We start from the raw sequence: 14,990 nt of genomic DNA on the forward strand, positions 1-14,990 counted from the left end.
TCAGGCGGGAGCGTCGCTCCACGGATAGGCTTTGGCCGTGTCGAGCTGCCGGTACGGGATCAGCCGCACGTCGGCGGGGCCGAGATCGGGCGTGTCGACCACCAGGATGCGGTCGGCCAGCGGCTCGTAGAAATCGCGGAAATGCGTCTTCGAGCGCAGCAGGATGACGTCGTAGTCCTCTGGCTTCTCGCCGAAGATGAAGAACGGGTCGCCATCGACCGCGAAGGCGAAGTGCGAGACGACCGATACGCGGATCGCGCCGATCTGAAGCAGCGCCGTGAGGCCCAGGTCGACGAAGGAGCCGCGCTGATAGCGCCCCGAGACGGTGAAGGATTTCGGCCCCGACCAGAGGACACGCGCCACGGCCTCGACCGGGCCGCCGGTCTCTGGAGCCGTTCTGCCGGCGAGTGCGATTGCAATCTCTGCGCCTTCACCCGCTTCATGGGCCTGGGTGGCGGTCTTAGGATCGAGCAGAAACGGAACATTGACCCGACCGACATCGCGGCCGAGCAGCGCCCGCAGCAGATGGGTCGAGTCGTTCATGCGGTCGGCATGTTCGAGCAGTACGATCGGACGGCCGCTTGCCGGCTTGTGGGCGATATCGGCCAGGGCTGCCTCGGCGCTCAGGATCGGGATGGCGCTTGCGATCGCGCGGCGCTTCACGCGCAACTGGTCCGAAAAGGCCTGCGCCTTGGCTTCGGCTGCTTCCTGCCCGTCCCAGTCCAGGCAGATCACCGACATGCCGGTATTGGCGTTGTCGGCATAGGAGAAGCCGGCCATGATCGAGATGTCGCAATCACCAGCCTGCTCGGCGGCGCGCGCCTCGGCGATGATCGAAGCCAGCGGCTCCAGCGCCGTCGCCGACATGATCGAAGGAATGACGACATCCGGCCGCGCCACCGCGAGGCCGGGCCGGTGCCCGTCACGCAGCAGCCGGAGCAGCGCGCGGGCCGCGCGCTCGCCGGTCTCGCCCATGTCGATATGCGGCGAATGGCGGTAGGCGACGGCGATGTCGGCGCCGCGCAGCGTCTCGCGATCGATATTGCCGTGATAATCGAGCGCGACGGCGATCGCCAGCGCCGGGAAGGCCGTGCGCACCGCATCGATGACATGCCGCTCGACATCGGCATAGCCCGGCGCCCAGCAGGCACCGTGCAGGAACAGGATCACGCCGTCGAGCGGGCCGCTCTTGCCAAGGCCCTCGACGATCTCGTTGGTGTAATAGGCGACGGCTTCGTCAGCCGTCGGCCCGAGCGCGCCGAGCAGCGTATGGAACAGCGGCACGAACTCCGCGCCTTCGGCCTCGCAGATCTTCAGGCAGCCGCCCGGCACGGTATTGGTGCCTCGGAAGCGCTCCGTCAGCGCAACCCCGCGTACGCAGACGCGCTCGAACTCGGCCCGCTCCACAATCTGCGGAACGGCCGTGACCGATTCGAGATTGAAGCCGGCGAAGGCGATGCGCGGAGCCATGCAGCCGTCAGCCCTTGACCGCGGCGTCGATCGCCGCGCCGATCCGCTCGACGATCTGGTCGATTTCCCGGGGGCCGATGATGTAGGGCGGCGCCAGCAGGACATGATCGCCCAGCCGTCCGTCGATGGTGCCGCCCATCGGGTAGCTCATCAGGCCGCGGGCCATCGCCTCCTTCTTGATCCGGGCATGCATCTTCAGCATCGGATCGAAGGGCGCCTTGGTTTCCTTGTCCGCGACGATCTCGATGCCACGGAACAGGCCTCGTCCACGGATGTCGCCGACGTGAGGGTGCTGGCCGAGGCGGGCATCGAGCCCGACCTGCAGCCGCTCGCCCATGAGCCGGACATTCTCCAGCATCTCAGGCTGCGAGATCAGCTCGACGACCTTGTTGGCCGCCGCTGCCGCCATCGGGTGGCAGATATAGGTGTGGCCGTGCTGGAAGAGGCCCGAGCCTTCGGCGAAAGCGCGGTAGATCCTGTCGGAGAGCAGCACGGCGCCGATCGGCTGGTAGCCGCCGCCGAGGCCCTTGGCGATGGTGACGAGGTCGGGCGAGATGCCCTCCTGCTCGCAAGCGAATAGCGTGCCCGTGCGGCCCATGCCGCACATCACCTCGTCGAGGATCAATAGCACGCCGTATTTATCGCAGATGCGGCGGGTGCGGGCGAAGTAATCCGCGACCGGCCCGACCGCGCCCAGCGTCGCGCCAACCACCGGCTCGGCGATGAAGGCGATGACCTCTTCCGCGCCAAGTTCGAGGATCTTGGCTTCGAGCTCGTCGGCGAGACGGGCGGCATAGGCTTCCGGCGTCTCGCCGTCCTTCTGGTCGCGATAGGCGTAGCAGGGCGAGACATGGTGGGTCTCGGGCAGGATCGGCTGGAACTGCGCCCGCCGCCAGGCATTGCCGCCCGCGGCGAGCGCGCCCAGCGTATTGCCGTGATAGCTCTGACGGCGCGCGATGAAATGCCGACGCTGCGGCTGGCCGATCTCGACGAAATACTGCCGCGCCATCTTCATCGCAGCCTCGACCGCCTCAGAGCCGCCGGAGACGAGATAGGCGTAATCGAGCCCTTCCGGCGCCAGCGCGACCAGGCGTTCGGCGAGTTCTTCCGCGACATCGGTGGTGAAGAATGAGGTGTGGGCGTAGGCGATGCGGTCCATCTGCGCGCGCATCGCCGCGATGACCTCGGGATGGCCGTGGCCGAGGCAGGAGACGGCGGCGCCGCCGGAGCCGTCGATGTAGCTGCGCCCCTCCTTGTCGGTGATGAAGACGCCCTGTCCGGAGATCGCTTCGGGCAGCCGGCCGCCGATGGAGCGATGAAGAATCCTGGTCATCTCAAGTTTCCCGGATCTGCGCGGGGATGGGCACCGCGGCCGGCTGCTCATTGCCACAGCGTCAAAGTGAATGCAACATTTGTTTTATATGATACATATAGGAAACGATTGAGTCTGATTCTGTTTCAGTGGAACAATTGCGTGAGCTAACGCTCAAGCTGAGGGAAAGCCCAGAAACTGTTTGAAATCTCGCGGTGGCGCGGGAATGGTCACGATGGGACCGCCAGGAAGGGCACGATTCATATGTTGCAGAACGACCCTTTGCGCGAGCGCATCGTCAGCCGCTTCGATGGGATGTCCCCGCAATTGCGGCAGGCTGCCCGCTACATCCTCGAACACCCGCAGGAGGTGGCGCTGGTCTCGATGCGGGAGCTGTCGCGCAATGCCGGCGTGCAGCCCTCGACGATGACGCGGCTCGCCAAGTTCCTCGACCTGCCCGGCTACGACGACATCCGCGCCCATCATGCCGAGGCGCTGCGCTTCCGCGCCGACGGTTTCGCGGCGCGCGCGATGCAGCATAGCGATGACGAACAGGACATGGCGGCGGCGCAGCTCTCGCGCCGCATGCTGCAGGGGCTCGCCGCCCAGATCGCGCGGCTGTCGGAGCCGGCTTCGTTGGAGCGCCTGTCGGCGGCAGCGGAGCGGCTGGCGCAGGCGCGTCGAATCTATGTGCTGGGGCTACGCTCCTGCCATTCGGTCGCCTGGCATTTCCACTATGTCATGGCGCTGCTCGGCGAGAAGACGATCCATCTCGACGGGCCGGCCGACACCGTGGGCGACGGGCTGATCCGGGCCTCGGCGGAGGACGTGCTGCTGGCGATCTCAATCAACCCTTACGCCCTGCACAGCCTGGAGCTGGCGCAGCTCGCCCGCGAGAAGGGGCTGGGCATCGTCGCGATCACCGACAGCGAGGTTTCGCCGCTGGTCGGCATCGCCGACCACGCGATTCTCTGCTCGACCGAGAGCCAGAGCTTCTTCCACACGCTGGCCCCGGCCTTGGCGGTGTCCGAGGTGCTGTGCGGCTTGCTGGCGAATAAGGACCGTGCCGCCGCGCTGGAATCATTGCAGCGCGCGGACCGGCACCTGCTCTCGCTCAACACCTATGCCAGCGCGATTCCGCGGCGTAGGATCTGAGCGCTACGGATTTCGTAATGGCCCGCGAAGGCCGACCCTCTGGCCGGGGCGCAACCCGCGAAGAGCGGCTGGCAGGCTTTAGCCGCCGACGAAGCCCGCTACGGCGAGGATGGTGGCGAGGCTGGCGGTCATGCCGGACAGGCTCGCGGTTTTCTCGACATCGATCCACTCGCCGAGCGAATGGGCCCGGCCGCCGGTGCCGCCCGAACCGATCTTGATCGCCGGGATGCCGAGGCTCATCGGAATGTTGGCGTCGGTCGACGACGCGTGATGCTTGGGCGCGAAGCCATTCGCTCGCAGTGCCGCGGTCGCGTATTGCACGATATCGGCATCGACAGGCGTGTTACCGGCGGGACGGTCGCCCAATGTCCTGATCTCGACCGTGATGGCCCCCTCGCGGGTCGAACGGATGCCGTTCTCCTGCTCGGCCGCGGCGGCTACGATCTCACGCCAGCGCGCGTCCAGCTTCGCCAGCTCCTCGGCCGATTCCGACCGCAGGTCGATATCGACCCAGGCCTCCTCGGGGATGGCATTCACGGAGGTGCCGCCACCGACGATCGAGGCGCAGAAGGTGGTGCGCGGCGACTCCGGAACCTGGATGCGGCCCAGCTCTACGACGGCCCGCGCCATGGGATACATGGGGTTCACGATCCCGAAGGCGCCGAAGCTGTGTCCGCCCGGCCCCTTGAAACGGACGGAATAGCGCTTCGAACCGACACCGCCGACGACGATCTTGTCCACCTGGGGGCTGTCGACGGTAATGAAGGTTTCGATCTTGTCGCGGTATCGGCCCTTGGTGAAAAGATGGCGGATGCCGCGCAGGTCGCCGAGACCCTCCTCGCCGACATCGCCGACGAACAGGATGTCGTTGCGCGTGCGGATGCCGGCGGCGTCCATCGCGCGGATGAAGCCCAGCAACACGGCGAGGCTGCGGGTATCGTCGCCGACGCCCGGCGCATAGAGCCGGGTGCCCTCGCGGCGAACGGTGACGTCGGTGCCCTCGGGGAAGACCGTGTCGAGATGCGCGGCGACTACCATCAGCGCGCCATTGCCGGCGCCACGCCGCAGGCCCATGACATTGCCGACCTCGTCCTGCTCGACCTCCTCAAGACCGTGCGCGCGCAGCATTTCGAGATAGGCGGCGGCGCGCCTGTCCTCCTTGAAAGGCGGGGCGGGGATTTCGGTCAGGGTAACGATGTCTTCGACGATGCGGTCATGGTCGGCATCGAGTTTTTCGACAGCTGCCTTGAAGGATGGATGGCGGATGATCGCCGCGATGTCCGAGGCGTGATCGCGCTGCATGGATATGTCCTTCTCAATCGACCGTGCGCCTGTGTTAGCGGCCACACCATGCTTTTGCGACCCCGCTCGGCGCGGGATCGGCGATGCCGAAATCGCGCGGTCAGTCTGGACGATGGCCGTTCCGGTTCGATCGCAAGAAACGGAGTTCGAGCGAAACGCGGCCCTCATAACTTTCGATCCAGGCCAGCGAGCGGTTTCGGTGGCTGTCAGAGATCGATGAGAGGGCTGTTTCGATGAGCAAGGAAGACGACAACAAGGCCGTGGTGGTGCGCTGGTTCACCGAGTTCTGGGGCAAGGATGTCAATCTCGCGGTCGTCGACGAGATCGCGGCCCCCGATATGTTGCTCCAGTACTCCCTGCACGAGCCGCGCCGGGGGCGTGAAGACATCAAGGCGTTCATGACCGACTTCCGCGCGGCGTTCCCGGATCTCAACTTCTGGGGCACTGCGGACCTGATCGCCGAAGGCGACTATGTCGTCGGTCAGTGGGAAGGCGGCGGCACGCATACCGGCGCCGCCTTCGACGATGTCCTGAGCGGCTACGAGGCGCTTCCGGCAGGCTCCGGCCGCAAGATGCACTTCACCGGCACGACCGTCCTGAAGGTGATCGACGGCAAGATCGTCGAGGAGAAGGGTCTGGATGACGGCCTGACGGCCATGACGCAGCTTGGCCTCGTCAAGGCCGCCTGACCGGTCAGACGGAAATCGGGTGGCGGGCCGGCGTGCCTGTCGGCAAGGTTCGGAGTGTGACGGAGGTCGGTCGCAGGCACGGTCGAACAAGGACAATGCGAGATGACGACACTGACGATCACCACGAGGCCTGCAGCGGGGCCGGCAAGGCCGGCCCCGTCCGTCGCGGACGATCCGCGCTGGGCGCGCATCGTCGCCCGTGACAGGAGTGCCGATGGCCAGTTCTGGTATTCCGTCGCCACCACAGGGGTCTACTGCCGCCCGTCCTGCCCATCGCGCAGGGCCAACCCCAGGAACGTCACGCTCTACGATACGCTGGAGGGCGCCCGGGCATCGGGTTTCCGGCCCTGCCGGCGTTGCAACCCGGACGGTCCTTCGCTTGCCCGCGAGCAGGCGGCCCTGGTCGCCAGGGCCTGTCGAATCATCGAGGCGAGCGAGGAAGAGCCGCGCCTGGAGGAGTTGGCGGGTGCGGTAGGGCGTAGCCCTGGCTATTTCCATCGCATCTTCAAGGCCGCGACCGGGTTGACGCCCAAGGACTACGCGGCTGCCGACCGCACCAGGAAGATCCGCGAGGGCCTCGACGCGCAGGGCAGCATCACCGAAGCGATCTACGATGCCGGCTTCAATTCGAGCGGCCGCTTCTACGAGAAATCGACCGGCATGCTCGGCATGACGCCGACACAATATCGCGGTGGCGGTGCCGATGAGGAGATCAAGTTCGCGGTTGGCCAGACCTCGCTTGGCGCCATCCTCGTTGCTTCGAGCAGGAAAGGCGTCGCGTCGATCCTGCTCGGCAACGATCCCGACGCGCTTGTCCGCGATCTCCAGGACCGATTTCCCAAGGCGCGGCTTGTCGGTGCAGATCGGGACTACGAGGCCTTGATCGCTCGGGTCGTCGGCTTCGTCGAGAACCCGGGTGTCGGGCTGGATCTGCCGCTGGACGTGCGCGGCACGGCGTTTCAGCGGCGTGTCTGGCAGGCGTTGCAGGAGATTCCGGTCGGCGCGCGGGTGTCCTATTCCGAGATCGCGCGCCGTATCGGGGCTCCCGATGCGACGCGCGCCGTCGCCGGAGCTTGTGCGGCGAACAACCTCGCCGTCGCCATCCCTTGCCATCGCGTGGTTCGCCAGGACGGTGCGCTCTCGGGCTATGCCTGGGGCGTCGAGCGCAAGCGCGCCCTGCTCGACCGGGAAGCCAGCATGGCATGAAGAGGCGCTCGTGCCGTGGCCTGCATCCTTGGGGCACGGCATCTGCTGAAAAAGGCATTGCGATCGTGTTTTCGCGCAGCAGGTTCGACGAAAAGACGAACCGGCGCAGCCCGTCCGGAAGCGAGGCGACCGCCGGCGGTTTTGCCACGCTTGCCCGTGACAATCCCGACAAGGCGCTCGTCATGAGCCATATCGGCCAGCTCGTCGCGGATGGTCTTGCCGCCTGGACGGCTCTCGAAAATGGCGAGATCGAAGTTCGCCTGGCCACCGGAGAGATCTATCTGCTCGGGGAAGCGACGATCCTGCGGCTCGCCTGAAGGCGCCGGGAGGAGAGGGGCGGATTCGGCCGGCCGCCCGGCTTTCCGCGCTGCTGCGGTCCATCATCGACTTCGTTCGATTCGACAGCAAGGACCGGAGTTCGGTGGTCCGTCGCCACATCTAGTCTTCGATCATGAGGACTGAGCAAGGAGCGACGACGATGAACCTCATGATTACAGAGACCAGGGCACGGAGCATCCCCAAGCCCATCGATATCCTGTTCTTCGCCACGGCTGATACCGTGCTGGGCAAGGTGTTGGTCGCCCGCAGTGCGAGAGGTGTCTGCGCGATCCTGATCGGGGATAGCGCCGAGGGGCTGGCGGCCGATCTGGCTGGGCGCTTCCCCGAGGCGATGCCGGTCGCCAGCGAAGCCATGATCGAGGACGATCTCGCTAAGGTTCGCAGTTACATCGAGAATCCGGCCGCGGGTCTCGATCTGGCGCTCGACATGCGCGGTACGCCCTTCCAGCGCCGCGTCTGGGAGAAGCTGAGGACGATCCCCGTGGGCCGGACGGTGACCTATCGGGAGCTCGCCCGCTGGATCAGCCCCTTGGCCAATCCGCGCGCCGTTGGCAGCGCCTGCGCGGCCAATCCGATCGCGCTGGCCATTCCCTGCCACCGTGCCGTGCGCAGCGACGGCACTCTCGCCGGCTATCGCTGGGGCATCGAGCGCAAGCGCGCGCTCATCGAGAAGGAAGCCATGGCATGAACACGAAACCGGCCACGCGGTCCCTGGCTTCCGCGGATATCTCCGCCGAGGAGCGGGTCGCCGCCTATGACTGGCAGGCGCTTGCCGGCGAGCTCGATAGTTTCGGCTGCGCCGTGCTGCCGAAGCTGCTGACGGCGGAGGAGTGTCGCGCGGTCGCGGCGCTCTACCCCGACGAGAGCCATTTCCGCAGCCATATCGTCATGGCGCGGCATGGCTTCGGCAGGGGCGAGTACCGCTATTTCAAGTATCCGCTTCCCGTTCTCGTCGACGGCTTGCGGACGGCGCTCTATCCACATCTCGCTGCGGTCGCCAATGCGTGGAACGCCCGCATGGCCATCGAGGAGCGCTATCCCGACGCGCATGCCGCGTTCCTGCAGCAATGCCACGACGCCGGCCAGACGCGCCCGACGCCATTGTTGCTGCAATACGGGCCGGGCGACTTCAACTGCCTGCATCAGGACCTGTATGGCGATCTCGCCTTTCCCATCCAGGTCGCCATCCTGTTGTCCGAGCCGGGCCGCGACTTCACCGGTGGCGAGTTCGCGCTGACCGAGCAGCGGCCGCGCATGCAAAGCCGTGTCGAGGTCGTGCCACTCCGGCAGGGCGATGCGGTCGCTTTCGCGGTCCATAACCGGCCGGTGCAGGGCTCGAAGGGGAATTACCGCGTGAATTTCCGTCATGGCGTCAGCCGGATTCGCACCGGCAGGCGTCACACCGTTGGCATCATCTTCCACGACGCGCGGTGAGAGCAGATCGCGATGCTCGCGGTCCTCGGCAGGGAAGAAGCCCCGGCGGTCGGCCGCCGGGGCTTTCGGAGGGTGAAGGGTTGTGCGGGATTTCAGTGCGCCTGCGATGCCCGCTCGCGTGAGAGCAGCGCCCGCTTGCGCCCAACGCCCCAGCGGTAGCCCGAGATCGAACCGTCCTTCTTGATCACGCGATGGCAGGGAACGATGACCGCGACGGCGTTGTTGGCGATCGCCTGCGTCACGTCGCGTGGATCGCGGCTGCCGAACCGGGTAGCCAGCGCGCCATAGGTCGTGGTCTGGCCCGCGGGGATCTCCCGAAGCATCTGCCAGACCGTCATCTCATAGGGTGTACCGCGCAGATCGAGCGGCAGGTCGCAGCCAATTGCGGGCTCATCGATCAATCCTGCCACGGTCGTCGCAGCCTGGGTCAGCCCGTCCTGATCTCGCTCCACGGCGCTTTCCGGGAAGCGAGCCCGGAGCGCATCCTCCATTGCGTGTTGATTGGAGCTGAACTCGAGGGCGACGATCCCCTTATCGGACATTGCGACGATAAAATCGCCGAGGGAACTGGTCCCCCATGCAAAGCGAATGATGTCGTTCATCGTGGTCGCGCTCCCGAAGTTGATTGTTCGCCGAGCATAGAAATCGACGCGGCGGGTCGCTCTCCGGCCCTTGCTTTCAAATCGAAAATCGCGCCGGGGCCTGCCATGAAAAGCCGGGCGAGGGTATGACCGTCAGGTCGACATCGGCCGACTCTGAGCCCCTGAAGCGGAGCCAGCTCCAGCGCCGCAACTTTTCGTATCGCGTCGGTGAGCTGGTTGAGAAGCCGTGCTGCCAGCCGTGTGCGCCGCCAGTAGAGCGTGACTGTTCGCGCCTAGAGATCCGTGCTCTGCGGCAGGATGACGAGGTCGCGGATGGTCACGTTGCGCGGGCGCGTCAGCATGAAGTGCACCGCCTCCGCCACCTCTTCCGGCTCGATCAACCCGCCACGGGCGCGCTCCGCCTCGAGTTTCTCTTGCGGCCAGTCGGCGATCAGGGCCGTGACGACCGGGCCGGGCAGCACCGCCCCCACGCGCAGGCCATGCGGAATCACCTGCCTGCGCAGCGTATGGACGAAGGCCTGCACCGCATGTTTCGAGGCCGTGTAGACCGGCTCCCATACTACCGGAACCACACCGGCAACCGAGCTGGTGACGAGGATATCGCCGGTCTTGCGTGCGATCATGTGCGGCAGCACGGCATGGATGCTGCGGAAGACTGCGTTGATGTTGAGGTTGAGCATGCGGTCCCAGGCATCGGGATCGCCCTCGCTCACAGGCCCGCCGACATAGGCGCCGGCATTGGCGTGGAAGATGTCGAGCGGACCGGCCTTTTCGAGGATCTGCGGCAGCATGCCGACGACGGAGGCGGGATCCGTCAGGTCGACGACGAGCGGGACGGCTTCGCTGCCGAGCGATTTGCACGCCGTAGCGAGCGCTTCGCCGTCCCGATCGACGAAGACCACGCGCGCCCCGGCGGCCAGCAGCCGCTTGGCGCAGGCCAGCCCGATCCCTGAGGCCGCGCCAGTGATCGCTGCAGTTTTTCCGGTCAGTTCCTGGGTCACGTCGGAGTCTCCGATACGGCTTGAGGTCGGGCCGGGTGCATTAGTTGCCGTGCCTGGCGCGCGGCCACCTGCAGCGTTTCGAAGGCGGCGAGGCGTCGGGCATGCCATTCGGCGATTTCGCCGCTGGCGGGGGTGAAGACTGCAGCCCCCGGCGCCATCGCGGTCATCGCTTCGCCCAGGTCGGGGAAGGCGCCGGCTGCGCTCGCGGCCAGCATGGCCGAGCCGAGAAGCACGGGATCGACGTCGTCGGGGACGAGCACCGGCAGTCCGGAACAGTCCGCCAGCATTTGCCGGATCAGCGGCTGGCGGCCGGCGCCGCCGCTGAGCACGATCGCCTCCAGCGTGGCGCCCTTCGCGCGGCTCGCCTCGACGATCTGGCGTAGCCCGTAGCCGATCCCGGTCAGGCCGGCGATGTAGAGCGCGACGAGATGATCGAGGTCCCGCTCCATGCCGAGCCCGGCGATCATGGCCCGCGCCTGTGGGTCAGCATGGGGAGAGCGGTTGCCGAGGAAGTCGGGCACGACGATGAGATCGCCGGCAAGATGCACTGCGTCCGAAGCTTGTGCGACATGTTGCGCGGCGCGCGCAGCGAGCCAATCAGGCAGTGAAAGGCCCTGCACCGTCGCGCTGCGTTGCGCCTCCGGCGCGGCCGGATGGAAGCCGATCAGCTGGTCGATGGCGGCGCCCGCACCGGACTGGCCGCCCTCGTTGAGCCAGAGGCCGGGCGCCATCGCCGAATAGTAAGGTCCCCAGATGCCCGGAATGAAGGTCGGCTCGCGGCTGCTGGCCATGGTGCAGGCCGATGTGCCGAAGACATAGGCCATACGGGTCAGCGCGGAGCCGTGCGGCGAGCGCACGCCGACCGAGCCGACACCACCGGCATGGGCGTCGATCAACGCCGAGGCGACGGCAGTCCCGGGCTTCAAGCCGAGTTCGGCGGCAGCTTGCTCCGTGAGCCCCTCGCCGAGCGCGGTGCCCCCCGGAACGATCTCGGTGCCGATCCGCTTGAAGTCCTCATCGGCAAGATCGCTCAGGCCGATCTGTCGGAAGTAGTCCTCGTCCCAGCGCCGCTCATGGGCAAGGTACGTCCATTTGCAGGTCACTGTGCAGGTGGAGCGCGCCAGCGAGCCGGTCGCGCGCCAGGTCAGGAAATCCGGCAAGTCGAAGAACTGCCAGGCGGCATCATAGGTCGCAGGCAGGTGCTCCTTGAGCCAGAGCAGTTTAGGCGTTTCCATCTCCGGCGAGATCGTGCCGCCGACATAGGCGAGGACCGGATGTTGCTTCGCGTTGATGCGCTCGGCCTGATCGATGGCGCGATGATCCATCCAGACGATGATGTCGCGGTTCGCATCGCCATGCGGCCCCACCGGCAGTGACGCGCCGTCCGGCCCGAGCACGACCAGCGAGCAGGTCGCATCGAAGCCGATGCCGCCGATATCGCCCGGCGCCAGCCCCGCCTGGGCCATCGCCTCGCGCACGCTGGCGCAGACCGCCTGCCAGATGTTTGCGCTCGACTGCTCGGCGATGTCGGGGCCGTCGCGATAGAGCGCGATGTCGCGCTTCGCCGTCGCGAGCATGCGCCCGGTCCGGTCGAAGATGCCGGCCCGGGCGCTGCCGGTGCCGACGTCGATGCCGATGAAATGTCCGGCCATCTCAGGCAGCGGCGCGGTTGGGCGGCCCGGCGCGGGTGCCGTCGGGATTGCGCAGGTAGACACCGCGTTCGAGCTGCTGGCGGCGCAGTTCCCCGACATCGATATCGGCTGGCGGGCGGTTGCCGCGCACCGAGATCTTAGCGGCGCGGCCGGCAGCTTCGCCCATCGCCATGCAGGTCGCCATGACGCGGATCGCGCCCATCGCCTCATGCGTCGCGGAGATGCTGCGCCCGGCGACGAGCAGGTTGCCGATCTTCTGCGGCACCAGCGAGCGATAGGGGATGTCGTAGCAGTCGCCGCACCAGATCAGCGTGCAGCCATCGTCGGACGGGCGGTGGATATCGATCGGATAGCTCGCCACTGCGATCGCGTCGTCGAAATGCGTGCAGGCGAGCACGTCCTCCTGCGTCATCACATATTGGCCGCGGATGCGGCGCGTCTCGCGGATGCCGAGGAAGGGCGCCGTCTTGGTGAAATAGGCCTTCTCGAAGCCCGGCACGTAATTGACGAGATAGGTGACGATGTCGTCGATCTGGGCGCGGCCCTCGATCTCGCCCTTGGTCAGGCTGCGCGCGTCGGTGCCATCAGTGCCCTTGACGCGGGTCATGTTGATCCAGACCTCGCCCTTCTTCAGGCCGGTGATGATGATGGTGCGCTCGTTCGGGATCTGCAGGCCGCGCTCGGCCTTGGCCTTGGCCATCAATTCGCGCATGCCGACGACGATGAATTGGTGGTTCTGGCCGAAATATTCGGCCGGGATGAAATCGGTGAGATAGGTCCGCGCCGCCGGCGGCGCATTGGCGATCGAGAGGCGCAGCGCATCGGTGTCGACACCGGCGAGGCAGAACATCAGGGTCGGGGGCTGCATGCCGCCATGCTCGTTGCCCTTCTCAGTCGGCACGCCGGCGCTGTAGGCGACGTCGGCATCGCCGCTGCAATCGATCACGACCTTGGCGAGGATCGCGTTGCGGCCACTCTTGCTCTCGGTGATGACGCCGCGGATCGTGTCGTTCTCGACCAGCGCCCCGGCGAAGAAGGTGTAGAACAGCACGTCGACGCCGGCTTCCGTCAGCATCTCCAGCGCGACCGTCTTCACCGCCTCGGGCTCGACCAGCGTGATGCCCATATGGAGCGGGCAGGGGCGGTGCTCGCTTGCGCCCTGGCGCTCCCGGCGCAGTCGCTCGATGAATTTCTGCGGCAGCCCGTCGATGATCTGGTTGCCTTTCTGGCCGAGGAAGCCAAGCACCGGCAGGCCGATCGTCATGTTGCCGCCGACGAAGCTGCGGCTCTCGATCAGCCCGACGCGCAGGCCGTCCTCGGCGGCTGCCAGCGCGGCGGTGAGGCCCGAGGGGCCGCCGCCGACGACGAGCACGTCATATTCGGCAGAGACGGGGATGGAGCGGGCCGGCTCCTCGACGAAACGGGTTGCTGATGTCGACATGGCGGATGTCCTTCAAGATCTGGCGATGTGTCTCACGGCTGTGGAGCCAGGGCGCCGCAGCCGTGTTGAGTGAGGATCAGGCCGGCATCATCGGCTTGACGCGGTCGATGATGGCGGAGACGGCGTCCTTGACCGGCTTGCGGCCGAGCACCGCGAGCTGAACCTCTTCGAGGAAGGTCGCTTGCGCGCGGGCGGCCTCAGGGAAGGGCGGGAAGGCGCCGCGCGCCGTCGTCAGCACCTTGGCTTCGACAGCGGCGAGCGCGTTGCCGGCCTTCAGCTTCTCGTCGGCATAGGTCGAGACCCGCACCGGGCCGTTACCGTTGAGCGCCATGCCGAGCGTCACGCGCTTGCTGGAGACCTCCTTGATGAAGCTCCAGGCCAGCGCCTTGTCCTTGGCGTTCTTCGGGATCGACATCGCCCAGGCCTCGACGACGGAAGCCATCGGCATCTTGCCCTGGATCGCCTTGGAGCCTGGGAAAGGCACGGCCTTGATCTTGCCGGGGAACTTGCTCTGCTCGGCATTGTTGAGCTGCGCCCCACGGGCGAAGGGTAGCACCGTGAAGGCGGCGCGACCCTGCTGCAGCCAGGTGACCTGATCGTCGTTCTTGGTCGTGGCATAGCTGCGCGGCAGGCTGCCGGCCTCGAACATGCCGCGCAGCGCCGCCAATCCCTGCTCCAGCGCCTCGCGGTTCGGTACCAGCTTGAGATCGGGGCTGATGAAGTCGCCGCCATAGGCGCGGGCGAACATCACGGGGAAGACGGCGAGGTCGCTCGCCAGCACCATGCCGGTCACCGGCGTGCCGGCCTTGGAGGTGAAGGTGGTCTTCTTCGCCTGCTCGATCAGCTCTTCCAGCGTCGCCGGCGGGGCGGAGATGCCGGCCTCCTCCAGCAGCGCCTCGTTGTAGAACAACCCTTGCGTGGCATGGCGGACGGGGATGCCGATCAGCTTGCCATCGACGGTCATGCCCTGGACGAGGCCGGGCGCGATATCGCCGAAATCCTCGATCGCGTCCTTGTCCTGATAGGGGCCGAGCGGCTCGAACAGGGCGGCGATCTGCGAGGTCGGCCGGTTATCGATGAGATAGCCGACGCCATACTCGGTCTCCTTCAGGCTGGCCTCGCGGAAGAGGCGGTCCTGCAACGGGTTGGAGTCGAAGGTGGTGAAGGCGATTTCGGCGTCGTTGGCCTTGCGCCAGCCTGCCATCAGGTCGCCGTCGCCGCTGCCGAGCACGGTCTGGTGGACCTTGTGGCTGAGCACGTTCAACGTCTTGCCGGCGGCAAGCGTGGGGCCGATTGCAACTGTGGCGGCCACTCCCGCGGAACCGGCGACGAAGGCGCGGCGGGTGAGCTTGATTTCAGGCTTGTTCGACATGGTCTTCCTCCCTCT

Annotated in this window: 14 protein-coding genes; 6 read left to right on the forward strand and 8 right to left on the reverse strand. The window is 66.6% G+C overall.

Translation table 11 applies throughout. The annotated features are described in order from the left end of the window. Together CE453_RS04645 and CE453_RS04650 are read right to left on the reverse strand one after the other, a co-directional pair. Complete coding sequence (locus CE453_RS04645) at window positions 1–1,470, reverse strand: M81 family metallopeptidase (protein WP_089173525.1); 1,470 nt, start codon at window positions 1,468–1,470, stop codon at window positions 1–3. 7 nt (window positions 1,471–1,477) lie between these two features. Next, the gene (locus CE453_RS04650) at window positions 1,478–2,803 is read right to left on the reverse strand and encodes an aspartate aminotransferase family protein (RefSeq protein WP_089173526.1); all 1,326 of its coding nucleotides are present in this window, start codon (window positions 2,801–2,803) and stop codon (window positions 1,478–1,480) included. Between the two features lie 243 nt (window positions 2,804–3,046). Between CE453_RS04650 and CE453_RS04655 the strand changes: the two genes are divergently transcribed. Beyond that, the gene (locus CE453_RS04655) at window positions 3,047–3,937 is read left to right on the forward strand and encodes a MurR/RpiR family transcriptional regulator (protein WP_089173527.1); all 891 of its coding nucleotides are present in this window, start codon (window positions 3,047–3,049) and stop codon (window positions 3,935–3,937) included. Between the two features lie 78 nt (window positions 3,938–4,015). On the opposite strand, the gene CE453_RS04660 is transcribed toward CE453_RS04655, so the two are convergent. Beyond that, window positions 4,016–5,239, reverse strand: coding sequence for a M20/M25/M40 family metallo-hydrolase (locus CE453_RS04660; protein ID WP_089173528.1), 1,224 nt, complete (start codon window positions 5,237–5,239; stop codon window positions 4,016–4,018). 233 nt (window positions 5,240–5,472) lie between these two features. Between CE453_RS04660 and CE453_RS04665 the strand changes: the two genes are divergently transcribed. From CE453_RS04665 to CE453_RS04685, 5 genes are all read left to right on the forward strand, one after another. Continuing rightward, entirely contained in the window at window positions 5,473–5,928 is a 456-nt protein-coding gene (locus CE453_RS04665) for an ester cyclase (protein WP_089173529.1), read from the forward strand. 102 nt (window positions 5,929–6,030) lie between these two features. Beyond that, window positions 6,031–7,134, forward strand: a complete 1,104-nt coding sequence (ada, locus tag CE453_RS04670; protein ID WP_089173530.1) for a bifunctional DNA-binding transcriptional regulator/O6-methylguanine-DNA methyltransferase Ada — start codon at window positions 6,031–6,033, stop codon at window positions 7,132–7,134. 65 nt (window positions 7,135–7,199) lie between these two features. Further along, window positions 7,200–7,451, forward strand: coding sequence for a hypothetical protein (locus CE453_RS04675; protein ID WP_089173531.1), 252 nt, complete (start codon window positions 7,200–7,202; stop codon window positions 7,449–7,451). A gap of 161 nt (window positions 7,452–7,612) precedes the next feature. Next, on the forward strand, window positions 7,613–8,161 hold the full coding sequence (locus CE453_RS04680; RefSeq protein ID WP_089173532.1) for a methylated-DNA--[protein]-cysteine S-methyltransferase: 549 nt from the start codon (window positions 7,613–7,615) through the stop codon (window positions 8,159–8,161). Further along, window positions 8,158–8,907 (forward strand): 2OG-Fe(II) oxygenase, encoded by a 750-nt coding sequence (locus CE453_RS04685; RefSeq protein WP_089173533.1) that lies wholly within the window; start codon window positions 8,158–8,160, stop codon window positions 8,905–8,907. Before CE453_RS04680 ends, CE453_RS04685 begins: the two co-directional genes overlap by 4 nt. Before the next feature lie 92 nt (window positions 8,908–8,999). Here CE453_RS04685 and CE453_RS04690 read toward each other — a convergent pair whose 3' ends face one another. The 5 genes from CE453_RS04690 to CE453_RS04710 form a co-directional block, all read right to left on the reverse strand. Then, window positions 9,000–9,509 (reverse strand): methylated-DNA--[protein]-cysteine S-methyltransferase, encoded by a 510-nt coding sequence (locus CE453_RS04690; protein WP_089173534.1) that lies wholly within the window; start codon window positions 9,507–9,509, stop codon window positions 9,000–9,002. 272 nt (window positions 9,510–9,781) lie between these two features. Continuing rightward, window positions 9,782–10,510 carry an SDR family oxidoreductase gene (locus CE453_RS04695; protein WP_089173535.1) on the reverse strand — a complete coding sequence of 243 codons (729 nt, stop codon included), beginning with the start codon at window positions 10,508–10,510 and terminating at the stop codon, window positions 9,782–9,784. Then, window positions 10,507–12,162, reverse strand: coding sequence for an FGGY-family carbohydrate kinase (locus CE453_RS04700; protein ID WP_089173536.1), 1,656 nt, complete (start codon window positions 12,160–12,162; stop codon window positions 10,507–10,509). Before CE453_RS04700 ends, CE453_RS04695 begins: the two co-directional genes overlap by 4 nt. A 1-nt stretch (window position 12,163) precedes the next feature. Then, complete coding sequence (locus CE453_RS04705) at window positions 12,164–13,603, reverse strand: FAD-dependent oxidoreductase (protein WP_089173537.1); 1,440 nt, start codon at window positions 13,601–13,603, stop codon at window positions 12,164–12,166. Window positions 13,604–13,679: 76 nt separating this feature from the next. After that, window positions 13,680–14,975: an ABC transporter substrate-binding protein gene (locus CE453_RS04710; RefSeq protein ID WP_089173538.1), complete on the reverse strand. Its 1,296-nt coding sequence runs from the start codon at window positions 14,973–14,975 to the stop codon at window positions 13,680–13,682. Window positions 14,976–14,990 lie beyond the last annotated feature (15 nt).

This window comes from Bosea sp. AS-1 (assembly GCF_002220095.1).
Lineage (GTDB): Bacteria > Pseudomonadota > Alphaproteobacteria > Rhizobiales > Beijerinckiaceae > Allobosea.